The organism is Nocardioides sp. Soil_C_8 (genome assembly GCF_057656315.1).
Map to the genome: position 1 here is coordinate 84,488 of NZ_JBDGKQ010000005.1, position 21,469 is coordinate 105,956.

At 71.8% G+C, this 21,469-nt stretch carries 22 protein-coding genes; 10 read left to right on the plus strand and 12 right to left on the minus strand.

The window, feature by feature from the left end; all coding sequences use genetic code 11:
• Positions 1 to 50 precede the first annotated feature (50 nt).
• Positions 51 to 581: an orotate phosphoribosyltransferase gene (gene pyrE, locus AC3A3L_RS19895; protein ID WP_487641779.1), complete on the plus strand. Its 531-nt coding sequence runs from the start codon at positions 51 to 53 to the stop codon at positions 579 to 581.
• Between the two features lie 156 nt (positions 582 to 737).
• Here the strand turns inward: pyrE and AC3A3L_RS19900 are convergent, their stop codons facing one another.
• The gene (locus tag AC3A3L_RS19900; RefSeq protein ID WP_487641780.1) at positions 738 to 1,496 is read right to left on the minus strand and encodes a DedA family protein; all 759 of its coding nucleotides are present in this window, start codon (positions 1,494 to 1,496) and stop codon (positions 738 to 740) included.
• A 36-nt stretch (positions 1,497 to 1,532) separates the two neighbouring features.
• Here AC3A3L_RS19900 and AC3A3L_RS19905 point away from each other — a divergent pair, with 36 nt between their 5' ends.
• On the plus strand, positions 1,533 to 2,225 hold the full coding sequence (locus AC3A3L_RS19905) for a TrmH family RNA methyltransferase (RefSeq protein ID WP_487641781.1): 693 nt from the start codon (positions 1,533 to 1,535) through the stop codon (positions 2,223 to 2,225).
• Positions 2,226 to 2,298: 73 nt separating this feature from the next.
• On the opposite strand, the gene AC3A3L_RS19910 is transcribed toward AC3A3L_RS19905, so the two are convergent.
• The 3 genes from AC3A3L_RS19910 to AC3A3L_RS19920 form a co-directional block, all read right to left on the minus strand.
• Positions 2,299 to 3,036 (minus strand): septum formation family protein, encoded by a 738-nt coding sequence (locus AC3A3L_RS19910; RefSeq protein WP_487641782.1) that lies wholly within the window; start codon positions 3,034 to 3,036, stop codon positions 2,299 to 2,301.
• Between the two features lie 74 nt (positions 3,037 to 3,110).
• Positions 3,111 to 3,602 (minus strand): SigE family RNA polymerase sigma factor, encoded by a 492-nt coding sequence (locus AC3A3L_RS19915; protein WP_487641783.1) that lies wholly within the window; start codon positions 3,600 to 3,602, stop codon positions 3,111 to 3,113.
• A complete protein-coding gene (locus AC3A3L_RS19920; protein ID WP_487641784.1) occupies positions 3,599 to 4,519 on the minus strand; it encodes a hypothetical protein in 921 nt (306 codons plus the stop codon). Before AC3A3L_RS19920 ends, AC3A3L_RS19915 begins: the two co-directional genes overlap by 4 nt.
• Before the next feature lie 169 nt (positions 4,520 to 4,688).
• Here AC3A3L_RS19920 and fbaA point away from each other — a divergent pair, with 169 nt between their 5' ends.
• A complete protein-coding gene (gene fbaA, locus AC3A3L_RS19925) occupies positions 4,689 to 5,723 on the plus strand; it encodes a class II fructose-bisphosphate aldolase (protein WP_487641785.1) in 1,035 nt (344 codons plus the stop codon).
• Positions 5,724 to 5,820: 97 nt separating this feature from the next.
• Here the strand turns inward: fbaA and AC3A3L_RS19930 are convergent, their stop codons facing one another.
• The 4 genes from AC3A3L_RS19930 to AC3A3L_RS19945 form a co-directional block, all read right to left on the minus strand.
• On the minus strand, positions 5,821 to 7,347 hold the full coding sequence (locus tag AC3A3L_RS19930; RefSeq protein WP_487641786.1) for a DHA2 family efflux MFS transporter permease subunit: 1,527 nt from the start codon (positions 7,345 to 7,347) through the stop codon (positions 5,821 to 5,823).
• 134 nt (positions 7,348 to 7,481) lie between these two features.
• Positions 7,482 to 9,212: a monocarboxylate uptake permease MctP gene (gene mctP / locus AC3A3L_RS19935; RefSeq protein WP_487641787.1), complete on the minus strand. Its 1,731-nt coding sequence runs from the start codon at positions 9,210 to 9,212 to the stop codon at positions 7,482 to 7,484.
• Positions 9,209 to 9,424 (minus strand): DUF3311 domain-containing protein, encoded by a 216-nt coding sequence (locus tag AC3A3L_RS19940; RefSeq protein WP_487641788.1) that lies wholly within the window; start codon positions 9,422 to 9,424, stop codon positions 9,209 to 9,211. The genes mctP and AC3A3L_RS19940 overlap by 4 nt, the downstream gene beginning before the upstream one ends.
• A gap of 163 nt (positions 9,425 to 9,587) precedes the next feature.
• On the minus strand, positions 9,588 to 10,013 hold the full coding sequence (locus AC3A3L_RS19945; protein WP_487641789.1) for a DUF3151 domain-containing protein: 426 nt from the start codon (positions 10,011 to 10,013) through the stop codon (positions 9,588 to 9,590).
• Positions 10,014 to 10,050: 37 nt separating this feature from the next.
• Between AC3A3L_RS19945 and AC3A3L_RS19950 the strand changes: the two genes are divergently transcribed.
• Positions 10,051 to 10,515: an acyl-CoA thioesterase gene (locus AC3A3L_RS19950; RefSeq protein ID WP_487641790.1), complete on the plus strand. Its 465-nt coding sequence runs from the start codon at positions 10,051 to 10,053 to the stop codon at positions 10,513 to 10,515.
• Between the two features lie 18 nt (positions 10,516 to 10,533).
• Here AC3A3L_RS19950 and AC3A3L_RS19955 read toward each other — a convergent pair whose 3' ends face one another.
• Together AC3A3L_RS19955 and lysS are read right to left on the minus strand one after the other, a co-directional pair.
• Positions 10,534 to 11,055: a hypothetical protein gene (locus AC3A3L_RS19955; RefSeq protein WP_487641791.1), complete on the minus strand. Its 522-nt coding sequence runs from the start codon at positions 11,053 to 11,055 to the stop codon at positions 10,534 to 10,536.
• A 99-nt stretch (positions 11,056 to 11,154) separates the two neighbouring features.
• Positions 11,155 to 12,876, minus strand: coding sequence for a lysine--tRNA ligase (gene lysS / locus AC3A3L_RS19960; RefSeq protein WP_487641792.1), 1,722 nt, complete (start codon positions 12,874 to 12,876; stop codon positions 11,155 to 11,157).
• Positions 12,877 to 13,051: 175 nt separating this feature from the next.
• Between lysS and AC3A3L_RS19965 the strand changes: the two genes are divergently transcribed.
• Complete coding sequence (locus AC3A3L_RS19965; protein ID WP_487641793.1) at positions 13,052 to 14,041, plus strand: helix-turn-helix transcriptional regulator; 990 nt, start codon at positions 13,052 to 13,054, stop codon at positions 14,039 to 14,041.
• Positions 14,042 to 14,044: 3 nt separating this feature from the next.
• Here AC3A3L_RS19965 and AC3A3L_RS19970 read toward each other — a convergent pair whose 3' ends face one another.
• Complete coding sequence (locus AC3A3L_RS19970) at positions 14,045 to 14,959, minus strand: diacylglycerol/lipid kinase family protein (protein WP_487641794.1); 915 nt, start codon at positions 14,957 to 14,959, stop codon at positions 14,045 to 14,047.
• A gap of 121 nt (positions 14,960 to 15,080) precedes the next feature.
• On the opposite strand from AC3A3L_RS19970, the gene AC3A3L_RS19975 reads away from it, so the two are divergent.
• From AC3A3L_RS19975 to purB, 4 genes are read left to right on the plus strand one after another with little or no spacing between them, the layout of a single operon-like run.
• Positions 15,081 to 16,364, plus strand: a complete 1,284-nt coding sequence (locus AC3A3L_RS19975) for an adenylosuccinate synthase (RefSeq protein ID WP_487641795.1) — start codon at positions 15,081 to 15,083, stop codon at positions 16,362 to 16,364.
• A complete protein-coding gene (purD, locus tag AC3A3L_RS19980; protein WP_487641796.1) occupies positions 16,361 to 17,629 on the plus strand; it encodes a phosphoribosylamine--glycine ligase in 1,269 nt (422 codons plus the stop codon). The genes AC3A3L_RS19975 and purD overlap by 4 nt, the downstream gene beginning before the upstream one ends.
• Complete coding sequence (locus tag AC3A3L_RS19985) at positions 17,622 to 18,176, plus strand: ribonuclease FAU-1 family protein (RefSeq protein ID WP_487641797.1); 555 nt, start codon at positions 17,622 to 17,624, stop codon at positions 18,174 to 18,176. Before purD ends, AC3A3L_RS19985 begins: the two co-directional genes overlap by 8 nt.
• On the plus strand, positions 18,173 to 19,591 hold the full coding sequence (purB, locus tag AC3A3L_RS19990) for an adenylosuccinate lyase (protein ID WP_487641798.1): 1,419 nt from the start codon (positions 18,173 to 18,175) through the stop codon (positions 19,589 to 19,591). Before AC3A3L_RS19985 ends, purB begins: the two co-directional genes overlap by 4 nt.
• An 85-nt stretch (positions 19,592 to 19,676) precedes the next feature.
• On the opposite strand, the gene AC3A3L_RS19995 is transcribed toward purB, so the two are convergent.
• Complete coding sequence (locus AC3A3L_RS19995; protein ID WP_487641799.1) at positions 19,677 to 21,128, minus strand: MFS transporter; 1,452 nt, start codon at positions 21,126 to 21,128, stop codon at positions 19,677 to 19,679.
• Positions 21,129 to 21,193: 65 nt separating this feature from the next.
• On the opposite strand from AC3A3L_RS19995, the gene AC3A3L_RS20000 reads away from it, so the two are divergent.
• Positions 21,194 to 21,463, plus strand: a complete 270-nt coding sequence (locus AC3A3L_RS20000) for an acylphosphatase (protein WP_487641800.1) — start codon at positions 21,194 to 21,196, stop codon at positions 21,461 to 21,463.
• Positions 21,464 to 21,469: the final 6 nt, after the last annotated feature.

The following is a 21,469-nucleotide window of genomic DNA, read 5'->3' on the forward strand; positions in this document are numbered from 1 at the left end:
CACGCTACCCAGCGCTCTCCGGCGGTCGGGCCCGGCTAGGGTCGGGTGCCGTGACCACCGACGCGACCCTCGCTGCCGACATCGACGCGACCTGCCGACTGACCGGGGAGTTCACGCTCCGCTCCGGGCAGGTGGCCGACACCTACTTCGACAAGTACCTCTTCGAGGCCCAGCCGGCCCTGCTCGACCGCGTCGCCGCCCGGATGGTCGACCTGCTGCCCGAGGGCACCGAGCTGCTCGGCGGCCTCGAGCTCGGCGGGATCCCGATCGCGACCATGGTGTCGGCGAAGACGGGGCTGCCGGCCCTCTTCGTGCGCAAGAAGGCCAAGGAGTACGGCACCGCCAAGCTCGCGGAGGGTCCGGACGTCTCCGGCCGCCGGGTCACCATCATCGAGGACGTGATCACCACGGGCGGTGCGGTCCGCGACGCCACGCGTGCGCTGCGCGAGCTGGGCGCGACCGTCGAGGTCGTCGTCTGCGCGATCGACCGCTCGCCCGAGGGCGAGGACCCGCTCGCCGACGTCGGCCTCGAGGTCCGCTCGGTGCTGACCCGCGCCGACCTCGACGCCGCCCGCGGCTGAGGCCTTCTGCGCGCGGGCGGTGAGTGACGCACGTTTTCAGGCGTCGGAAGATGTCTCACTCACCGCTGGCCCGCGCGTCGTACGCCGAGCGGTGAGTGACGCACGTTTTCAGGCGTCGGAAGGTGTCTCACTCACCGCCAGCGGGGAGTACGACGCTCAGTCGACGTCGCGACCCATGACGTCGCGGTCGGGACCGCCGTCGTGGGGGCCGATCTCGGCACCGTGGGCGTGGGTGCGCTTGTGGCGCCACCACTCGATCGCGATGGGGATCACCGAGAAGGCGAGGATCACGATGATCAGCTTGTCGATGCTCTCGCCGAGGGTCGGGAACGCGTCGCCGAGGAAGAAGCCGAGCAGGCAGATCGAGGCCACCCAGAGGACCGCGCCGATCAGGCTCCAGAGGAAGAACCGGTGTCGCTCCATCCGGGTCACGCCGGCGACGACGGTGATGTAGGTCCGCACGAACGGGACGAACCGGCCGATGACCAGCGCCTTGTTGCCGTGGCGGTCGAAGAACGCGGTGGTCTGGTCGAAGTACTGGCGCTTGATGATCCGGCCGTCGCGTTCGTAGAGCGGCTGCCCGATCTTGCGGCCGATCTCGTAGCCGACCACGTTGCCGAGGAAGGCCGCGACGATCAGCGCCGACATCACGATGAGCAGCTCGACGAACGGAGGGCCGGGGAACAGGTCGAGCTGGCCGGTGGCGATGAACAGGCCGAGCGCGAAGAGCAGCGTGTCGCCCGGCAGGATCGGGAAGAACAGCCCGCACTCGACGAAGACGATGACCAGGCTGATCCAGAACAGAGCGGTGCCGAAGCGGTCGAGCAGCCAGTTGGGGTCCATCCAGTCGATGCCCAGGAGCATCGGGTGGACGCCCGACATGAGGATGGACTGCAGGTCCCACAACGTGCTCACCGCGCAACCCTAGAACGCGCCCCTAGCATTCCCCGCATGCACGAGCAGGAGGAGCGGGCGCCGTACGACCCGATGCCGCACGGTCCGCCCGAGGTCGGCGTGGGTCCGTGGGAGGGACCGTGGCCCGTGGGCGACCAGTGGGACCCCGACCTGCTGCGCGAGGGCGACCGCCGCAACGTGGTGGACCGCTACCGCTACTGGACGATGGCGGCCATCGTCGCCGACCTCGACACGCGGCGGCACGGCTTCCACGTCGCGATCGAGAACTGGCAGCACGACTTCAACATCGGCACGATCGTCCGCACCGCCAACGCCTTCCTGGCCGCCGAGGTGCACATCGTCGGCAACCGCCGCTGGAACCGCCGGGGCGCGATGGTGACCGACCGCTACCAGCACGTCCGGCACCACCCGGACGCCGCCGGCCTGGCGTCGTACCTCCACGCGATCCCCGCCGACCGGGGCGGGCCGGTCCGGCTGCTCGGCATCGACAACCTGCCCGGGTCGCTCCACCTCGAGACGATGCAGCTGCCGCGGCGGGTGTGCTTCCTCTTCGGCCAGGAGGGGCCGGGGCTGTCGGAGTCGGCGCGCGAGGTGTGCGACGGCACCTTCTCCATCGCCCAGTTCGGCTCGACCCGGTCCATCAACGCCAGCTCGGCCGCGGCGATCGCCATGCACAGCTGGGTGCGGGAGCACGCCGACCTCACAGGCGGCGACGCCTGGCGCGGCTGAGGCCCGCCGCCCGGGGACCCCGACCGGGCCCGGGATGTCCCCACGGCACCCCGGACCCGGCTCCTCCCAAGGTCTAGCTGGTCGTCCTCGCATAGCAGACGAGCGTGCGGTCGCCGGCGCGCCAGGCGGCCTTCGCCGGCCATCCGAAGCGGTAGGACAACGTCGAGACCGCCTTGCGGCAGCGGTCCGTGCCGATGCGCTCGCGTGCCTTGCGCGCGGGGTAGCGCGCTCCGTCGACGCGCAGCGCGGACGTGGCACGGAACGTGTGCGGGTGCGTGCAGGTGGTGACGCGAGCAGCACGGCCGGCCAGGCACCGCGCCACGGACGCATCAGCCCGGCGCTTGCCGACGCGCACGTTGGCGGGGAGCGGTTGGAGGTCGCCGGCGTTGCCGAGCACCAGGTCGCACCGGACCCACCGTGCGCCGGCCGCCTGCTGCTCGGCGGTCGGCACGAACCAGCCGATGTCGTACGCCGTCAACCGCACGCCGCGAGCGGTGGTGCCGAGCGCCTGTCGCTGGGCTCCGAAGCAGGTCTCGAGCGCGAACCGTTCGAGGCGGCGACCGCCGAGGCCGAGCCCGTCGGGGAGCTGCGCCACGGCGATCGTGGTCGCGGTGTGGGTGGTCGCGCAGTCGACCGGGGCCTCGTCGTACGACGCTGCGGCCAGCTCGTCGGCACTCATGTCGTGGCACTGGCCGACGACCGGCGCCCCGACCATCGGGTCGGCGGCCTGCGCGGCGGGCGCACCCGTCCCGACGGCAGCCGCCAGCATCCCGACGAGGACGGCGGTTCTGGGTCCGGGACGGCGTGCCACATACGTCAACCTAGGCCTGACGAGGGGCGAGCGCCAGCGCCCGGGAGGGTGCAACCTCCACCCCCTCTCCAGGTTCAGCGCTGAGGGGCCAGCACCGCCTCGAGCGCTGACAGGCCGCGGCTGCTGTGGCTCTTGACGGTCCCCTCGTTGATCCCGAGCTCGGTCGCCGTCTCGCGCACCGACAGCCCGAGCCAGTGGCGCAGGACGACGACCTTGCGCTGCTGCTCCGGCAGCCCCTGGAGTGCGTCGAAGAGCGCCGACCGCTCCTCGACGGGGGTCGGCTCAGGTGCACCGCTGTCCGGCAGGTCGTCGGTGGGCCGCTCGCGGCGCCACGGCCGGCGGGACTCGTCGATGTTGGCGCGCACCATGATCTGGCGGCAGTAGGCCTCCTCGCCCCCCTGCGTGCGGATGCGGGGCCACGCGACGTAGAGCTTGGTGAGCGCGGTCTGGAGCAGGTCGTCGGCTCGGTGCCAGTCGCCGCACAGGGCGTACGCGATCCGGCGCAGGTGGGCCTGCCGGGCGGCGACGAACTCGCTGAACGCCGCGTCGCGGTCGGCGGCCCTCATCGCATGCCCTCGTCCGAGGCGTACTGCTCGCGGGCCCAGTCGATGAACGCGTTCATCGAGTCGAAGGAACCGGGTGCCGCGACGACCTCGAGGCTGCCGTCCACGACGCGGTAGGCGGCGAACCGCGCGACCTCGTCGACCAGCACCCGTACCGCGGCAGTGCGGTCGGCCCCCAGGGCGAAGTCGCCCAGGTCCGCGGTGGCCCGCTCCTCGAGGAGGACGGCCTCCTTGCCGGCCACGACGTCGCCGTCGGGCTGCAGGCGGAGCCAGCGCGACGGGTCGGTGCCGGTGGTGGCCGGTGCGCGGAACACACCGTTGGCGACGTCCAGGGTGCGTTGGCTCGCCACCCGGCCTGCGAGCCAGCCGGCGAAGTCGCCGGTGGCGTCGTTCGTGCCCACCGAGGTGCCGCCGTCGGAGTAGCGGGTGAGGAGCGAGTACTTCTCCCGGCCCTCGAACATCACCCGGATGCCGAGCGACTGTCCCTGCGCCGCTGTGTAGCCCATCGGGTTCGGGACGCGATCCAGCACGGGGCCGGCTCCGGGCGCGAGCACGAGGCCGTCGGCGTCGAGGGTCGCCGGCTCGCCGAGGAAGTCGGGCTTCGCGGCCTGTCGCCTCATCCGCTCCAGCTTGCGCTCGCGTGCCAGCTTCTCCGAGGCGACGTCGGGCGAGGCGATCTCGCGCTGGGTGCTGTCGGCTCGCTCGTCCGCGATCGGAGCGTCCGACCGCGTGGTGGCGCCGGGCGCGACCGCCCACGCGGTGCCCCCGCCGATCACCAGTGCGGCCGCGAGGACGGCGGCGGTCGCGCGCCGGCGGCGTACGGCCTTGCGTCCCGCAGCGACGTAGTGCCCGGGCGGCACGTCGTGCCCGGCGCCGAACGAGCTGTCCAGCTCGTGCTGCCAGTCGATGTCGGTGCTCATGCTGCGTCCCCCTGCGGTGAGTGTTCCACCCGGGAAGACGGGGCGGAGGCCGCACCGGTTGTCACGCCCGTGGGCCAGGTCGTGAGACGACCGGTCGGCCCGGGGCGGACTCATGGGTAGCCACTAGGGTTGAGGGCGCCTGCCTGACCGCTTCAGAGGAGATCCAGAGATGCCCATCGCCACTCCCGAGGTGTACGCCCAGATGCTGGACGCCGCGAAGGAGAAGTCCTTCGCCTACCCGGCCATCAACGTGTCGTCCTCCCAGACCCTGAACGCCGCGCTCAAGGGCTTCGCCGACGCCGGCTCCGACGGCATCATCCAGGTCTCGACCGGGGGCGCGGAGTACCTCTCCGGCCCCTCGGTCAAGGACATGGTGACCGGTTCCGTCGCGTTCGCCGCCTACGCCGCCGAGGTGGCGAAGAACTACCCGGTCAACATCGCGCTCCACACCGACCACTGCCCCAAGGACAAGCTCGACGGCTTCGTCCGCCCGCTGCTCGACATCTCGGCCGAGCGCGTGGCCCGCGGTGAGGCGCCGCTGTTCCAGTCGCACATGTGGGACGGCTCGGCGGTTCCCCTCGACGAGAACCTCACGATCGCCGAGGAGCTGCTGGCCAAGTGCGCCGCGGCCAACGTCGTGCTCGAGATCGAGGTGGGCGTCGTCGGTGGCGAGGAGGACGGCGTCGCCAACGAGATCAACGACCAGCTCTACACCACCCCCGAGGACGCCATCGCCACCATCAAGGCCCTCGGTGCCGGCGACCGCGGTCGCTACATGACCGCCCTGACCTTCGGCAACGTGCACGGCGTCTACAAGCCCGGCAACGTCAAGCTGCGCCCCGAGATCCTCAAGTCCGCCCAGGAGGCCGCCGCCTCGGAGCTCGGGCTCGGCTCCGACGCGCGACCCTTCGACCTCGTCTTCCACGGCGGCTCGGGCTCGACCGCCCAGGAGATCAGCGACGCTGTCGACTTCGGCGTGGTGAAGATGAACGTCGACACCGACACCCAGTACGCCTTCACCCGCCCCGTCGCGGCGCACATGTTCGCCCACTACGACGGCGTGCTGAAGGTCGACGGCGAGGTCGGCAACAAGAAGCAGTACGACCCGCGCGCGTGGGGCAAGGCCGCCGAGGCCGGCATGGCCGAGCGCATCGTCGAGGCCTGCCAGAACCTCCGGTCCGCGGGGACCTCGCTCGGCAACTGATCATCGTGTGAGCGGTGCGTGAGCCACGTTCCCACGGCGGGAAACGTGGCTCACGCACCGCTCGGTGCTTCGCGGGTTCCTGCGTACGACAAGGGGCTCAGGCAGCCGGGCCCGCCGCGGCGGCCGGCTCCTGCTCGCGCGCGCCCGGGCGGGCGCCGAAGTGGCGCGGCCGCTCGAAGAAGCACACCGCGACCAGGCCGAGCAGCAGCACCGCCGGGAGCAGCAGCAGCGACTGCGCCATCGCGTCGGTGAAGGGCCCGGCCACCTGCGCGGGCAGCGCCCCGCCGCCGGCCGACCCCTCGGACGGGGAGAAGGCCAGCCCGTTGGCGACCAGGCGGGCGTCGATGAGCACGGCGATCGCGGCCGAGCCCAGCACGGCCCCGACCTGGCGCGTCGCGTTGTAGACCCCCGACCCGGCGCCCGCGCGCTGCGGGGGGAGGTTGCGGTTGGCCGTCGTGGCGAGCGGGCCCCAGAGGAACGAGCTGCCCACGCCCATGAGGGAGAACACCAGCACCAGCACCCACAGCGGCGTGTCGGGAGCGAGGACGAGGCTGAGCACCAGCAGCGCGACGCCGAGCGCCGCGAAGCCGCCGAGCGTCAGGACTCGCGGGTGCAGCCGGTCGGTCAGGCGCCCCGCCACGGGCGCGAGGACGATCGACACGATCGCCATCGGCGCCAGCACGAGGCCGGCCTCGGTCGGGGAGTAGCCGCGGACCAGCTGCGCCCACAGCATGAGCGGGAACCCCATCGCCGTGAAGGCGAACGAGACGGTCGTGATGGCGAGGTTGGACACCGAGAAGTTGCGGTCCTCGAACAGGCTCAGCGGCACGAGCGGCTCGTTGCGGTTGCGGTGCTGCCACCACACGAAGGCGGCGAGGACAACGACGCCGCCGATGATGAGGTGCCACACGGTGATCGGTCCGGTGATGGTCGACCAGTCGTACTGCTCGCCCTCCTGGATGCCGAAGACGAGCAGGAACATGCCGACCCCGCTCAGCGCGACGCCGAGCCAGTCGAAGCGGTGCTGGTTGGTCTCGAGGCGAGGCACGAGCCGCCAGGCGAGGACGAAGGCGACGACGCCGACCGGGACGTTGACGAAGAAGATCCACTCCCAGCCGAGGCTGTCGACCAGCACGCCGCCCAGGATCGGGCCGACCAGCGTGGCGGCGCCGGCGACGGCCCCCCACAGCGCCATCGCCGAGCCGCGTCGCTCGATCGGGAAGATGCGGGTGATGACCGCCATGGTCTGCGGAGTCATCATCGCCGCGCCGAGGCCCTGCGCCACCCGCGCCGCGATCAGGCCCTCGATCGTCGTCGTCAGGCCGCACGCCAGCGAGGCGACGGTGAAGACCGTCAGCCCGACGAGGTAGAGGTTCTTCGGGCCGTAGCGGTCACCGAGCCGCCCGGTGATCAGCACCGGGACGGCGTAGGCAAGAAGGTAGGCGCTCGTCACCCACACGACCTCGTTCACCCCGGCCTGGAGGTCCTCGATGATCGCCGGGGTGGCGACGCTGACGATCGTGGTGTCGACCAGGATCATGAAGAACCCGATGCACAGGGCCCAGAGGGCCGGCCACGCGTGCGTCTCGTCGGTGGGCGCCTCGGCCCGAGTCGGTGCAGTCACGATCCCAGTGAACACCGCGGGGCCGACATCGATTCCGCACCCCCGGACGTGCCACGAGCGGTGCGCGAGGAGGGTTCCGTGTGCCGGAGGTCCTCCTCACGCACCGCTCGGGCGGTGGTGGGTGGCGTACGCCGCTAGCGCGCCCCTGCGTTGCCGGGGATGTCGTCCGCGTCGCCGTAGGGCGAGTCGTGGCTGCCGTGCTCCGCGAGGTCCTTCTGCACCCGCGGGTCGTCGGCGTCGGCGAAGTAGTCGAACGGGATCGTCTCGTCGCGCCCGTTGGACACGTTGGTCGCCTTCAGGACCGCCGTCACGACGACGGCGACGACCACGTTGAGCACGAACGCGGTCACCGCGATGTAGCCCATCTTCTCCAGGCCCGGGATGAGCGCCGTCGAGCCGCCGAAGTGCTTGCCGGTGACGGGGTTGACGACGTTGTAGGCCTCGATCGTGCCGTAGACCATGCCGGCCGCCCACCCGAGCAGCAGCCCGTAGCGGTGGAACCAGCGCGTGAAGAGGCTGAACACGATGGCCGGGAACGTCTGCAGGATCCAGATGCCGCCGAGGAGCTGGAAGTTGATGGCGTTCTGCTTGTCGAGCGTGAGCACGAAGATCAGCGCGAACGCCTTCACCACCAGCGACATCAGCTTGGAGACCTTCGCCTCCTGCGCCGGGGTGGCGGTCTTGTTGATCCACTCCTTGTAGATGTTGCGGCTGAAGGTGTTGGCCGCGGCGATCGACATGATCGCGGCCGGCACCAGGGCGCCGATCGCGATCGCGGCGAAGGCGACGCCCGCGAACCACGACGGGAACATGTCCTCGAACAGCTGCGGGATCACCAGCTGCGCGTTGGGCTCGCCGTCCAGCCCGATCGGCTGCGTGCCGGCGGCGATGGCGACCCACCCGAGCAGGGCCAGCAGGCCGAGCACGAAGGAGTACGCCGGCAGGATCGAGGCGTTGCGGCGGATCGTGTTGCGCGAGTTGGACGACAGCGACGCCGTGACCGAGTGGGGGTACATGAACAGCGCCATCGCCGAGCCGAGGGCCAGGGTCGCGTACGCCCAGAACGCCGCCGAGCCGGGGATGAACGACGCCGTCGGCGGGAGACCGGCCTCGACCGAGGCGGCGTTGGTCGTGGCCATCTTGTCCTCGGCCGCGCCGAAGATCGCGTCCCAGCCGCCGACCTGCCCGGGCAGGTAGATCACCGCGACGATGATGACGAGGTAGATGAGGATGTCCTTGACGAACGCGATGACCGCCGGGGCCCGCAGGCCGCTGGAGTAGGTGTACGCCGCCAGCACCGCGAAGGCGATGAACAGCGGTGCGTCCTTGGCGATGATGTTGTCGCCGCCGCCCAGCCCGGCCACCTCGAGCACCGCCTGGATGCCCACGAGCTGCAGCGCGATGTAGGGCATGGTGGCCACGAAGCCGGTGACCGCGACGGCCAGCGACAGCCCGCGGTCGTCGTACCGGCCGCGGACGAAGTCGGCCGGGGTGACGTAGCCGTGGCGGTGGCTCACCGACCACAGCCGCGCCATGAAGATGAAGATGATCGGGTAGAGGATGATCGTGTAGGGCACGGCGAAGAAGCCGGCGACCGCACCCGTGGCGAACATCGCAGCCGGGACGGCGACGAAGGTGTACGCCGTGTAGAGGTCGCCGCCGAGCAGGAACCACGTGATCCAGGTGCCGAACTTCCGGCCGCCGAGGCCCCACTCCTCCAGGGACTCCATCGAGTCGGCCTGCTTGAAGCGGGTGGCCATGAAGCCGGCCACGGTGACGAGGGCGAAGAGCGCGATCAGGACGGTGAGGGCGACCCAGTTGACGCCGCTCGTGTCGGACGCCATGACGGTGAGGTGGGGGGTCATCGGTCCTCACCCACCTTGTGCGTGGTCTTGCCGCGGGCCGAGAGGGTGAGCCGGAAGGCGGTGTAGGTCAGGGCCGAGCAGAGGAACACCCAGAGGAACTGGTACCAGAAGAAGAAGGGGAACCCGAAGAGCTTCGGGTCCTCCTTGGCGTAGTGGGGCACCCAGAGGAGCACCACGATCGGGATCGCGAGCAGGACGGCGGCGAGCGCCATCTTGCCCTTGTCGGTCGGGGGGACGCCCGGGTCTTCAGGGCGCGACTGAGGTGATGGATTCCCGGATTTCACCCGCGCGACCTTACTCGCGCGGTGACGACCGTCACCCCTCCCTCGGGGTGTCGCGACCAGCGGTCGGTCTGGGGCGACGAACGGTCGGGCGTCAGCCCAGCAGCTCGTCGGCCGCGGTGGGGCTGGAGTCGCGCAGGAAGGTCGAGCAGCGCTCCCACTCGTCGGTCTCGCCGATCGCCCGGGCGGCCAGCGCGAGGAGCGCGAGGGAGCGCAGGAAGCCGCGGTTGGGCTCGTGCTCCCACGGCACCGGGCCGTGGCCCTTCCAGCCGTTGCGTCGGAGCCGGTCGAGCGAGCGGTGGTAGCCGACGCGGGCGTAGGCGTAGACGGTCACGTCGTCGGCACCGGCCTCCTGGGCCTGCTGTGCCAGGGCGGCCCAGGCGGCAGGGGAGTCCGGGTGGCGGCGTACGACGGCCGCAGGGGCGTCGCCCCCGGCGAGCTCGGCGTCGGCGGGGTCGGCGGGCAGGTGGGTGGGCGGGGGACCGGCCATCAGGTCGCCGCCGAAGGAACCGGAGGTCATGGGCCAACCCTAGGTGGGGGTCCGAGAGACTTCTCCCATGGCCCAGACCTTCACGACCGAGATCCAGGCGCGCTACCGCGACATCAACCTCGCCGGTCACGTGGACAACGTCGAGGCGGTCCGGGTGCTCGACGAGGCGCGCTACGAGTTCCTCCGCTTCGCCCGCCTGCCGGGCCTCCCCGCCGGGGCGACGGGGCTGCTCCACGGCGCCGCCCCGGACGTCTCCGAGCTCGTCGCCTCGCAGACGATCGAGTACCACTCCGAGATGCGGTTCGTTCCCTACCAGCCGTTCCTCGCCTCGCTGTGGGTCTCCCGGATCGGCCGCTCGTCCTTCACCGTCGCGGCCGAGCTCCGGGTCGAGGCGGGCGGCGGCCCGGCAGCTGTCTGGGAGTGCGTCAACGTGCTCTGGGACCACCACGCCCAGTCGGCGTGGACCATCAGCGACGCCGTGCGCGCCGACCTCGAGCACTACCTCGGCGACCCGGTCGGCTTCCGCCGCTGACGCGGCCACCGCGACAGGTCAGCTGACGAACGCGCAGACCACCTGGATGGTCAGCGTGGCAGTGGCCAGCTCGTTCCTGTTGAAGGCGGCGGCCGTGGCGCTGGTCGCGCCGATGTTGACCGCCGCGCCCTCGTACGTGGTCGTGAGCCACCCGACCGCGCTCAGCACCCGCTTGCCCGCGGGACACGTGGCTGACGCCTCGGTGGTCGACATCGGAGGCAGCGACTTGGTCTCCGTCACGATCTGGTAGCCGGAGATGCCAGGCGCGCCGGTGGGGCCGGCCGGACCGGTTGCGCCGCGAAGCGACGAGACGGCGCCCGATGAGAGGTCCTCCTTCTTGAGTGTGCCGTTCTTGATGACCTTGGACGTCAGGTTGTTCTTCTTGATGTCCTTGGTGGTCACCGTGCCGTTCTCGATGTCGTTGCCGGTGATGACGAGGGCGGCGGTGGCGCCGCTGGTGGCCGCGGCGACGACGAGGGTGCCGGCGATGGCGATCGCCGGGACACCGCGCCGGACCGAGCCGAGTGCGTTGGTGAGCATGACAGTCCTCCGGGGGTTGGTGCCTTTCCTGCATGGCACCACCCCTCGGCGGAGGGCAAGCGACGGTAGAGGGACTTACCCGAATTTCCGGAAGCCGGCTCAGGCGCCGAGCAGCTGCCGCACCTTCGCCGGTCCGAGGGCCAGCACGAGGGTGGGCAGGCGCGGGCCGCGGTCGGCGTCGACCAGGAGGTTGTAGAGCAGCCGGAAGAAGTCCTTCTGGTCCGCCTTCACCTGGTCGGTGGGGGCGTCGTCGAACCCGAGGCCGCGGGCGACCTTGGGCGTGCCGTAGACGACCGACGTGACGGCGTCGAGGTCGCCGTCGTCGGGCAGCCGGTCGAGGAAGATCCGCAGCCACAGCTCCTCGTCCTCGCTGAGCGAGGACAGCCGCTCGGTGTCCGGAGCCTCGCGCACCGTGGTGCGCTCGTCGGCGGGCACGTGCTCGGCGGTCCACTGCATCGCCTTGGACAGCCGCGGCTCGAGGTCGGCGACGGAGTCGTGGGCGTAGCCCGACGACTCGATGATGCGCGAGATGAGGTCGGCCGACCCCGCCGTCACGTCGGCGACCGACGACAGGGCCCGGAAGGGGACCGGGACCGCCGGGGTGGGCAGGCGGCCGGCGGACGCCGTCTCGGACGCGCGGTGCCACGCGAGCGTCGCGACGTCGGCCCTGGTCGGGTCGGCGGCCTTGCGGCCCAGTGCGTCCCACTCGTCGTAGAGCCGCACGACGGAGGCGCCGAAGTCGATGTCGAAGGCCTGGGTGGGCGCTCGGCGGACGTAGAGCCAGCGCAGCATCGGCGACTCGAGGATGCGCAGCGCGTCGGTGGCCGTGGGCACGCCACCGGCCGACGACGACATCTTCTGCACGCCGGCGAAGCCGACGAACGCGTAGATGACCCGGGCGGGCGCCTTCCAGTCGAAGATCGACGACACGATCTCGGTGCCGACGGTGTAGGACGAGCCGGGAGTCATGTGGTCGCGGCCGGCGGGCTCGAAGTCGACCTTCTCGTAGGCCCACCGCATCGGCCAGTCGACCTTCCAGACGAGCTTGCCGTCGGTGTCGGTGGACAGGTCGGTCGTGCCCTCGAAGCCGCACGAGGAGCAGGTGTAGGACAGCGTCGTGGTGGCGTCGTCGTACGCCGTCGTGGTGACGGTGTCGCGCCCGCACTGGCGGCAGTAGGGGCGGTAGGGGAAGCGGGCGATCGCGTCGGCCGAGGAGGCCGCGGTGGGGTCGCCCTCCTCGTCGTCCTCGTTGGCGACCGAGTCAGCGAGGTCGGCGGCCTCCTGCTCGGACGCGTCCTCGGCGGGGGCGACCTTCTTGGTGCGGTGCTTGGCCAGGACCGCCTCGATCTCGTCACGCCGGGAGACGGCCTCGAGGACCTGCTCGCGGTAGGCGCCGGAGGTGTACATCTGCGTCTGCGAGATCTCCTCCATCTCGACGCCCAGCTCGCGCAGCGACTCCTGGAGGGGTGCCTTGAAGTGGTCGGCCCAGCTGGGGTGGCACTCCCAGGGGTCGGGCACGGCGGTCAGCGGGCGCCCGATGTGGTCGGCCCACTCGGCCGGCACGCCGGCGGGCACCTTGCGGAACCGGTCGAAGTCGTCCCACGAGTGGAGGTGGCGGACCGGGACGCCGCGGCGCCGCAGCTCCTCGGCCACGAAGTGCGGGGTGATGAACTCGCGCAGGTTGCCCAGGTGGATCGGCCCGCTCGGGGACGCACCGGACGCGACGGTCACGAGGTTGCCCTCGCCCGCGTGGCGTACGGCGTCGTCCGCCGCGCGCGTCACCCAGTCGACCGGATCACCCTGTTGCCGTCCTCGCGCCATGCGCGCAAGGCTAAGGGACGCCGTATGGCGCCGGAGCCGACCCCCGTGGCGGCTCCGACGCCGTGCTCCGAGGAGCGGGCCAGCCGCACACCCCCGCGGCGGCCGGCGAGGACAGTATCGACTGGCCGTTCGTTGCCACGCGGATCATGAGTGCCGATGGCACTAAACTGCCACCATGCCCGGCGACCCGTCCTCTGCCCTAGCGGCCCTCGGCCTCGACCGCAGGACCGAGCAGCTCTACTTCCGGCTGGCCCCGGTGTCCGGGCACACCGTCGTCGGGGTCGCGCAGCTGGTGCAGGAGCGGCCCGACCAGCTGGTGCGCAGCCTCGCCCCGCTGGTCGAGCGCGGGCTGGTCGTGGTGTCGGACGAGCGGATCGTGGTGCCGCCCCTGGCCGACGCGGTCTCCGAGCTGGTGCTGCGCCAGGCGCGCTCGGCGGCGTCGTCGGCGGCCATGCTGGCCCAGCTCTCGAGCGCTGTGCCGCACCTCGTGGCCTCGACGACGCGCCCCGACCCGCGCCACGTCACCGAGGTCCACCCGCTCGACGGCGAGCTGAGCTCGGGCGGCAACCCGCTGGAGCTGCTGCAGCTGATGCTGCGCACCAGCCGGGGCGACATGCTGTGGCTGCGCCCCGACGCCTGGGCCATGCCGCGCGAGTCCCAGGTCAGCGAGCTGCTCGCCGAGGCGATGGCCACCGGTCGCCGCTCCCGCGCGATCTATCCCGCGCGCGCGGTGACGGAGGCGCCCGACGCCCTCCGTGTGCGGGCCGGGTTGGGGGAGCAGGTGCGGATCATCTCCGAGGTGCCCACCCGGTTGTTCATCTTCGGCGACAGCCACGCCGTGATCCCCGAGCCCATCGGCTTCACCGACGAGCCGCGGGTGCACGTGCGTCAGCGCTCGATCGTGGCGGCGCTGACGATGTGGTTCGAGTCGCTGTGGGACCGCGCCGCGCCGGTGCCCGAGCTCGAGGCCGGCCGGGTGAGCCCGGACGGGAGACAGTTCCTGCTCGAGCAGCTGATGGCGGGGGCCACCGACGAGGTCATCGCCCGCAAGCTCGGCATCGGCCTGCGCACCGTCCGGCGACGCATCGCGGGCCTCATGACCGAGCTCGGCGTGGACACCCGCTTCCAGGCGGGCGTCGAGGCGGTCCGCCGCGGCTGGCTGTGACGGTCAGCGCGGCAGGATCATGGTGTACGCCGCCCGCTCGAGGCGCCAGCTGCGGCTGCGCTCGGGCCCGGAGATCTCGCCGTCGGCGGAGAGCCAGAACTCGTCGCCGCTCACCTTCACCGACGTACCGCGCAGGGTGACCACGTCGTCGCGCTCGTCGTGCTCGCCCTTGCGCAGCCGCAGGACGTAGCCGAGCTTGGCGCTCGGCTTCACGGCGCGGCTGATCATCACGTCGAGCAGCCCGTCCTCGGTGTCGGCGTCGGGGTTGAGCTCGGTGCCGCCGCCGACGTTGCCGCCGTTGCCGATGGCCACCATCAACACCGGCCGGTCGACGTCGTTGACCACGTCGCCGTCGAGCTCGACGCGCAGGCGCCAGTTGGGCGGGTGGAAGGCGGAGAGCGCGGCGCCGATCGGGTAGCCCAGCTTGCCGAGGTTGACCTTGCCGACGCCGACGGCGCCCAGCCGGGTCTTCCACTTCGCGCCCTTGCGGCTGGCCTGCGCGCCGACCCCGACGTGCACGTTGTTGACCACGACGTTGCCGGTCTCGTCGACGATGAGGTCGACCTGGCGGGGCTCGCCGGACAGCACGAGCTGCGCCGCGTCCTCGATCTCCAGCGGGATGTCGTTGCCGCGCGCGAAGTCGTTGCCGGTGCCCATCGGGAGGAGCGCGAGGGTCGTCTGGTCGAGCTCGCGGCGCTTGTGCAGTGCCGTCACGACGGCGTGCAGGCTGCCGTCGCCGCCGGCCACCACGACCGTACGACCGCCGGCGCGGTGGAGGACCCCGTCGAGCTCGCCGGGGTTGGAGGTCTTGGCGACCTCGACCGAGGCCTTCTCCCGGAGGACGACGAGGGCCTCGGCGAGCCGCTCCTCGTCGGAGGTGCCGGCGTCGGCGTTGGTGATGACCAGCAGGGAGCGCACGTCCGGACCCTAGCCGACGGTCGGGGATGCGGTCCGGGGTGCGGTAACGTGGCGTCGCAAGAGCTCCGGTGCCTTGTGCCGGAGCTGTTTTCTTTCTGCCGAATGACAGAGGAGGGCTGAGATGCCCGCGATCGTCGTGCTCGGCGCCCAGTGGGGCGACGAGGGCAAGGGCAAGGCCACCGACCTGCTGGCCACCACGGACCCCATCGACTTCGTGGTCCGCACCAGCGGCGGCCACAACGCCGGCCACACCATCGTGGTCAACGGCGAGAAGTACGCCACCCACCTGCTGCCGAGCGGAATCCTCACGCCCGGCGCCACCTCCGTGATCGCCAACGGCGTCGTGGTCTCGCCGGAGGCGCTGTTCCGCGAGCTGGACGGCCTCGTCGCTCGCGGCGTGGAGGTGGCCGACCTCAAGGTGAGCGCCAACGCCCATGTGATCGCGAGCTACCACGCCACGATCGACAAGGTCACCGAGCGCTTCCTCGGCAAGAACCAGATCGGCACCACCGGCCGCGGCATCGGCCCGGCCTACGCCGACAAGATCAACCGCGTCGGCGTGCGGATCGCCGACCTCTTCGACGAGAAGATCCTGCGCGAGAAGATCGACGCCGCCCTCGACGTGCGCAACCACCTCCTCACCAAGGTCTACAACCGGCGTGCCATCGAGGTCGACGCGGTCGTCGAGGAGCTGCTGTCCTACGCCGACCGGCTCCAGCCGATGGTGTGCGACACCTCGCTGCTGCTCAACCGGGCGCTCGACGCCGGCCAGACAGTGCTCTTCGAGGGCGCCCAGGCCACCATGCTCGACGTCGACCACGGGACCTACCCCTTCGTCACGTCCTCCAACCCGGTCGCCGGCGGTGTCTGCGTCGGCGCCGGCATCGGGCCCACCCGGATCGACCGGGTCATCGGCGTGATCAAGGCCTACACGACGCGCGTCGGCTCCGGCCCGTTCCCCACCGAGCTCTTCGACGAGGACGGCGTCCAGCTGCAGACGCTCGGAGGGGAGATCGGCGTCTCCACCGGTCGCACCCGTCGCTGCGGCTGGTACGACGCCGTGGTCGCCCGCTACGCCAGCCGCGTCAACGGCCTCACCGAGCTCTTCCTCACCAAGCTCGACATCCTCGGCGCGTGGGACCGCATCCCGGTGTGCGTGGCCTACGAGATCGACGGCGAGCGGGTCGACGAGATGCCGATGACGCAGACCGAGTTCCACCACGCGAAGCCGGTCTACGAGTTCTTCGACGGCTGGAAGAGCGACATCTCCGGCTGCCGCTCCTTCGACGACCTCCCCAAGAACGCCCAGGCCTACGTCCAGGCGCTCGAGGAGATGTCGGGCGCGAAGATCTGGGGCGTCGGGGTGGGACCGGGCCGCGAGCAGACCGTGGTGGTCCACGGGTGAAGACCCTCGTCGTCGGCACCGGCGGCCGCGAGCACGCCCTCGCGCTCGCCCTCGACGCCGATCCCGCGGTGACCGAGGTGCACGCCGCCCCGGGCAACCCCGGCATCGGCGAGGTGGCCACCCTGCATCCTGTCGACCCGATGGACGGCCCGGCCGTCGCCGCCCTCGCCACGTCGATCGGCGCCGAGCTGGTGGTCGTCGGTCCCGAGGCCCCGCTGGTCGCAGGCGTCGCGGACGCCGTCCGCGCAGCGGGGATCGCGGTGTTCGGCCCGTCCCGCGACGCCGCCCGCCTCGAGGGGTCCAAGGCCTTCTCCAAGGAGGTCATGGCGGCCGCCGGCGTGCCGACCGCCGGCTCCCGCACCTGCACGACGCCGGACGAGGTCGCCGCGGCCCTCGACGCCTTCGGGGCGCCGTACGTCGTCAAGGACGACGCGCTCGCGGCGGGCAAGGGCGTCGTCGTGACGACTGACCGCGACGAGGCGCTGGCCCACGCCGCCGGGTGCGGCCGCGTCGTCGTGGAGGAGTTCCTCGACGGACCGGAGTTCTCGATCTTCGTCGTCTGCGACGGCACCGTGGGACGACCGCTGCTGCCGGCGCAGGACTTCAAGCGCATCTTCGACGGCGGTCTCGGACCCAACACGGGCGGCATGGGCTCCTACGCCCCGCTGACCTGGCTGCCCGACGGCGTCGTGGACACCGTGATGGCCGACGTCGTCGCGCCGACGCTGGCGGAGATGCAGCAGCGCGGTGCGCCGTTCGTCGGCTGCCTCTACGTCGGGCTCGCGCTGACCGCTGCCGGCCCGAAGGTCATCGAGTTCAACTGCCGCTTCGGCGACCCCGACGTGCAGCCGGTGCTCGCCCTGCTGACCTCACCGCTCGGCACCCTGCTGCGCGCCGCCGCCGACGGTGACCTCTCCGCGGTGCCCGAGCCGACCTTCGCCGACGGAGCCGCGGTGTCGGTGGTGATGGCGAGTGCGGGCTACCCCGAGGGTTCCAGCACGGGCGACGTCGTCGTCGGCACCGAGACCCTGGCCGTCGAGGACGACGTCGACGTGATCCACGCCGGCACCGCACGGACCGACGCCGGGTTGGTGACGGCCGGTGGCCGGGTGCTCGCCGTCCGGGCGACCGGCGCCGACGTCGCCGACGCCCGCGCCAAGGCGTACGAGGGCATCTCGACCATCAGCTTCCCGGGCGCCCAGTGGCGCCGTGACATCGCCGCCGAGCCGCTCGGGGTGGTCGAGGGTGCCGCGTCCCGTGACTGAGCCGTTCGCGGTCGGGTCCGACATGCGGGTGCGCGAGGTGCTGCACGGTGCCGAGTGGGCGTCGTGGGACGAGCGCGTGGTCGGTGACGACGGCGTGGTGCTCGCGACGGTCAAGGTAGACGGGACGCCGATGGCCTTCCCCGCGCACCCGGTGCCGCACCCGTGGGGCCACCTCGAGGCCTGGACCGGCACCAACGTGCTGAAGCTGCGACGCACCGGCGACTGGTACTCCGTCTGGAAGTTCTTCGCCTCCGACGGCGCCTTCCTGTCCTGGTACGTCAACTTCGAGACCCCGGTCGTGCGCACCGCCGACGGGGTCGACGTCAACGACCTCCAGCTCGACGTCGTCATCGATCCGGACGGCGCGTGGCGCTGGAAGGACGTGCAGCACCTGGCCCCGTGCCTGGCGTCCGGCCGGATCACGCAGCACGAGCTCCACGCGACGCTCGCAGCGGCCGCGGAGGTCGCGGACCTCCTCGAGCGCGACGTCCGCTGGTGGGCACCGTGGGACGGCTGGACCCCCGCGGATGGGACAATCGGGACGTGACCGTCCCCAACGTCCTGGCCACCCGCTATGCCGGCGCCGATCTCGCCGAGATCTGGTCGCCCGAGCACAAGATCGTCCTCGAGCGACAGCTCTGGATCGCGGTGCTCAAGGCCCAGCGCGACCTCGGCATCGCCGTGCCCGACGGCGTCGTCGAGGCCTACGAGTCGGTCGTCGACAAGGTCGACCTCGACTCGATCGCCGCACGCGAGCGGGTCACCCGCCACGACGTCAAGGCCCGCATCGAGGAGTTCTCCGCCCTCGCCGGTCACGAGCACATCCACAAGGGGATGACCTCGCGCGACCTCACCGAGAACGTCGAGCAGCTGCAGGTACGCCGCTCGCTCGAGGTGTTGCGCGACCGCGCCGTCGCCACGCTGGTCCGCCTCGGCCGGCTCGCCGCCGAGCACGAGGCCACCGTGATGGCCGGCCGCTCGCACAACGTCGCCGCCCAGGCCACCACCCTCGGCAAGCGCTTCGCCACGATCGCCGACGAGATGCTGATCGCGGTCCAGAGGATCGAGGAGCTCCTCGCGCGCTACCCGCTGCGGGGCATCAAGGGGCCGATGGGCACCGCCCAGGACATGCTCGACCTGCTCGACGGCGACGCCTCCCGGCTCGAGGAGCTCGAGGAGCGGGTCGCGCGCCACTTGGGCTTCGAGCAGGTGCTGACCAGCGTCGGCCAGGTCTACCCCCGCTCGCTCGACTTCGAGGTCGTCTCCGCGCTGGTGCAGCTGGTCAGCGGCCCGTCCAACCTCGCCACCACCGTGCGGCTGATGGCCGGCCACGAGCTGGTGACCGAGGGGTTCAAGGAGGGCCAGGTCGGCTCGTCGGCGATGCCCCACAAGATGAACACGCGCTCGTGCGAGCGCGTCAACGGCCTCGCCGTCATCGTCCGCGGCCACCTCTCGATGGTCAGCGAGCTCGCCGGCGACCAGTGGAACGAGGGCGACGTCTCGTGCTCGGTCGTGCGCCGCGTCGCGCTGCCAGACGCGTTCTTCGCCACCGACGGGCTCTTCCAGACCTTCCTCACCGTGCTCGACGAGTTCGGCGCGTTCCCGGCCGTCATCCAGCGCGAGCTCGACCGCTACCTGCCTTTCCTCACCACGACCAAGGTGCTGATGGCGGCGGTCCGCAACGGCGTCGGCCGCGAGGCCGCTCACGAGGCGATCAAGGAGGCGGCCGTCGGCACCGCGCTCGCGATGCGCGCCGGCCAGGCCGACAACGACGTGTTCGCCAAGCTCGCCGCCGACGAGCGGCTCGGGCTCACGAGGGACCAGATCGACGCGCTCGTCGCCGACCCGATCGAGTTCACCGGCGCTGCCGTCGCCCAGACCCGCGCGGTCGTCGCCCGGGTCGAGGCGCTCGCGGCCCACCACCCCGCCGCGGCGTCGTACTCGCCGGGCGCGATCCTCTGACACCACGCAGGCAGTTCGCGGTTCGTCCGCCCGTCGGCACGCTCAGCGCAGCCTTCGTGCGGCCGAACTGCCTGCACGGTGTACGTCAGTCGCCGAGCCGCCACGAGCGGACGGCGGCGGCGAAGGCGAGCGACAGCACGGCGAGGGCCGCGAGGAGGGCCGCGCGGGCCGCGACCGGCGCCGAGGTCGCGGTGCCGACAGCCTGGTAGACGGTCATCAGCAGCGCGGCGCCGAGGGCCGACCCGATCCGCTGGCCGGTCTGGAGCGCGCCGCCGGCCGCCCCGCCCATCGCGGGCGGCACCTCGGCCAGCGACAGGGTGAAGTTGGGCGAGATCACGCCGCCGCCGCCGATGCCGGCGAGGAACATCGCGGGCGCGAGCGTCCACCACAGGGTGTCGGTCGGCGAGGTCACCAGCCAGGCCGCGAGCGCGGTGCCGGTCATCATCACCCCGAGCGCGACGAGGGTGACCCGTCGTCCGAGCTGGCCGACGAGCCGGCCGGCGAGGGGCGAGGTGGTGGCGGCGCCGACGGCGAACGGCGTCATGAGCAAGGCGGCCTGGAGCGGTGAGAAGCCCTCGCCCTCCTGCAGGTGCACCGAGAGCACCAGGAAGATGCCGGTGAAGCCGGTGAAGTAGAGGGTGCCGACGAGCAGGCCGTTGGCGTAGCCGGGCAGCCCGCGCAGCAACGACACGTCGAGCAGCGGCGGCCGGTCGAGCCGGACGGTCCGCGCCTCCCACCGCACGAACGCCCATGCCAGTGGCGGGAAGGCCAGCAGCACGAGCAGCGGCCGCCCGGCGCCGCCCTCGAGGCTGATCAGCGGGAACAGCACGGCCAGCACGGCCAGCCCCAGGAGTGCCGCCCCGACCAGGTCGATGCGGGAGTCCTTCGGCTCGCCCTCGGGGCCGGCGCCAACGTGGTTGTCGGGCACCAGCCAGCGGATCAGCACCAGTGCGACCAAGCCGATCGGCACGTTGATCAGGAAGAGGGAGCGCCAGCCGTTCTCCTCGCCGAGGAGGCCGATCAGCAGGCCGCCGATGAGGGGCCCGGTGGCCGACGCGACGGCCACGGTGAAGCCGAACATGCCGAAGGCCCGGCCGCGCTCGGCGCCGCGGAAGAGCTGCTGGATGAGCCCGGAGTTCTGCGGCGTGAGCAGGCCGGCGCTGGCGCCCTGCACGAGCCGGGCCAGGACGATGGCTGCCGCGTTCGGGGCGAGCCCGACCGCGGCGCTGGAGACGACGAAGCCGACGAGCCCGATGGTCATCATCCGGCGACGGACGTAGGCGTCGCCGAGGCGCCCGCCTGCGACGAGCGTCATGCCGAAGGCCAGCGCGTAGCCCGACACCACCCACTGGATGGTCGCGGCGGAGGTGTCGAGCCCGGCCCGGATGGACGGCACGGCGACGTTGACGATCGTGACGTCGAGCAGCGACATGAAGCCGACGACGAGGGACACGGCGAGCACGCGCCAGCGCCGCGGGTCCGGCTCGTACGCCGCCTCGTCGCCGCTCGGGCGCGCGGCCTGCTCGTCCTGGGTCATCCGAGCCAGCCTCTCACCCGGTGCCAGCACGGGGGACCGCCCGACGGGAGGGGCAGGATGGGGTCATGAAGGCGATCCAGGCGCGGGTGACCGGACAGGTGCAGGGCGTGGCATTCCGGTGGCACACCCAGGAGCGGGCCCGGCAGCTCGGCGTCGTGGGCTGGGTGCGCAACGAGGTGGACGGCACTGTCCTGGTGCACGCCGAGGGCGAGGACGACGCCGTCGATGCGCTCGTGGAGTGGTGCCGGCACGGTCCGCCGTCCGCGCGGGTGCGCGACGTCGCCGCCCGCGACGCGGCGCCGAGCGGCGCTTCGTCGTTCGAGGTCACCGGCTGACGTCAC

Coding starts and splice junctions, on each gene's coding strand:
- AC3A3L_RS19905 (WP_487641781.1), top strand. CDS start 1,533: ATGCACGAGCAGGAGGAGCGGGCGCCGTACGACCCGATGCCGCACGGT.
- AC3A3L_RS19915 (WP_487641783.1), bottom strand. CDS start 3,602: ATGAGGGCCGCCGACCGCGACGCGGCGTTCAGCGAGTTCGTCGCCGCC.
- AC3A3L_RS19920 (WP_487641784.1), bottom strand. CDS start 4,519: ATGAGCACCGACATCGACTGGCAGCACGAGCTGGACAGCTCGTTCGGC.
- fbaA (WP_487641785.1), top strand. CDS start 4,689: ATGCCCATCGCCACTCCCGAGGTGTACGCCCAGATGCTGGACGCCGCG.
- mctP (WP_487641787.1), bottom strand. CDS start 9,212: ATGACCCCCCACCTCACCGTCATGGCGTCCGACACGAGCGGCGTCAAC.
- AC3A3L_RS19940 (WP_487641788.1), bottom strand. CDS start 9,424: ATGGCGCTCGCCGCCGTCCTGCTCGCGATCCCGATCGTGGTGCTCCTC.
- AC3A3L_RS19945 (WP_487641789.1), bottom strand. CDS start 10,013: ATGACCTCCGGTTCCTTCGGCGGCGACCTGATGGCCGGTCCCCCGCCC.
- AC3A3L_RS19950 (WP_487641790.1), top strand. CDS start 10,051: ATGGCCCAGACCTTCACGACCGAGATCCAGGCGCGCTACCGCGACATC.
- AC3A3L_RS19955 (WP_487641791.1), bottom strand. CDS start 11,055: ATGCTCACCAACGCACTCGGCTCGGTCCGGCGCGGTGTCCCGGCGATC.
- lysS (WP_487641792.1), bottom strand. CDS start 12,876: ATGGCGCGAGGACGGCAACAGGGTGATCCGGTCGACTGGGTGACGCGC.
- AC3A3L_RS19965 (WP_487641793.1), top strand. CDS start 13,052: ATGCCCGGCGACCCGTCCTCTGCCCTAGCGGCCCTCGGCCTCGACCGC.
- AC3A3L_RS19975 (WP_487641795.1), top strand. CDS start 15,081: ATGCCCGCGATCGTCGTGCTCGGCGCCCAGTGGGGCGACGAGGGCAAG.
- AC3A3L_RS19995 (WP_487641799.1), bottom strand. CDS start 21,128: ATGACCCAGGACGAGCAGGCCGCGCGCCCGAGCGGCGACGAGGCGGCG.
- AC3A3L_RS20000 (WP_487641800.1), top strand. CDS start 21,194: ATGAAGGCGATCCAGGCGCGGGTGACCGGACAGGTGCAGGGCGTGGCA.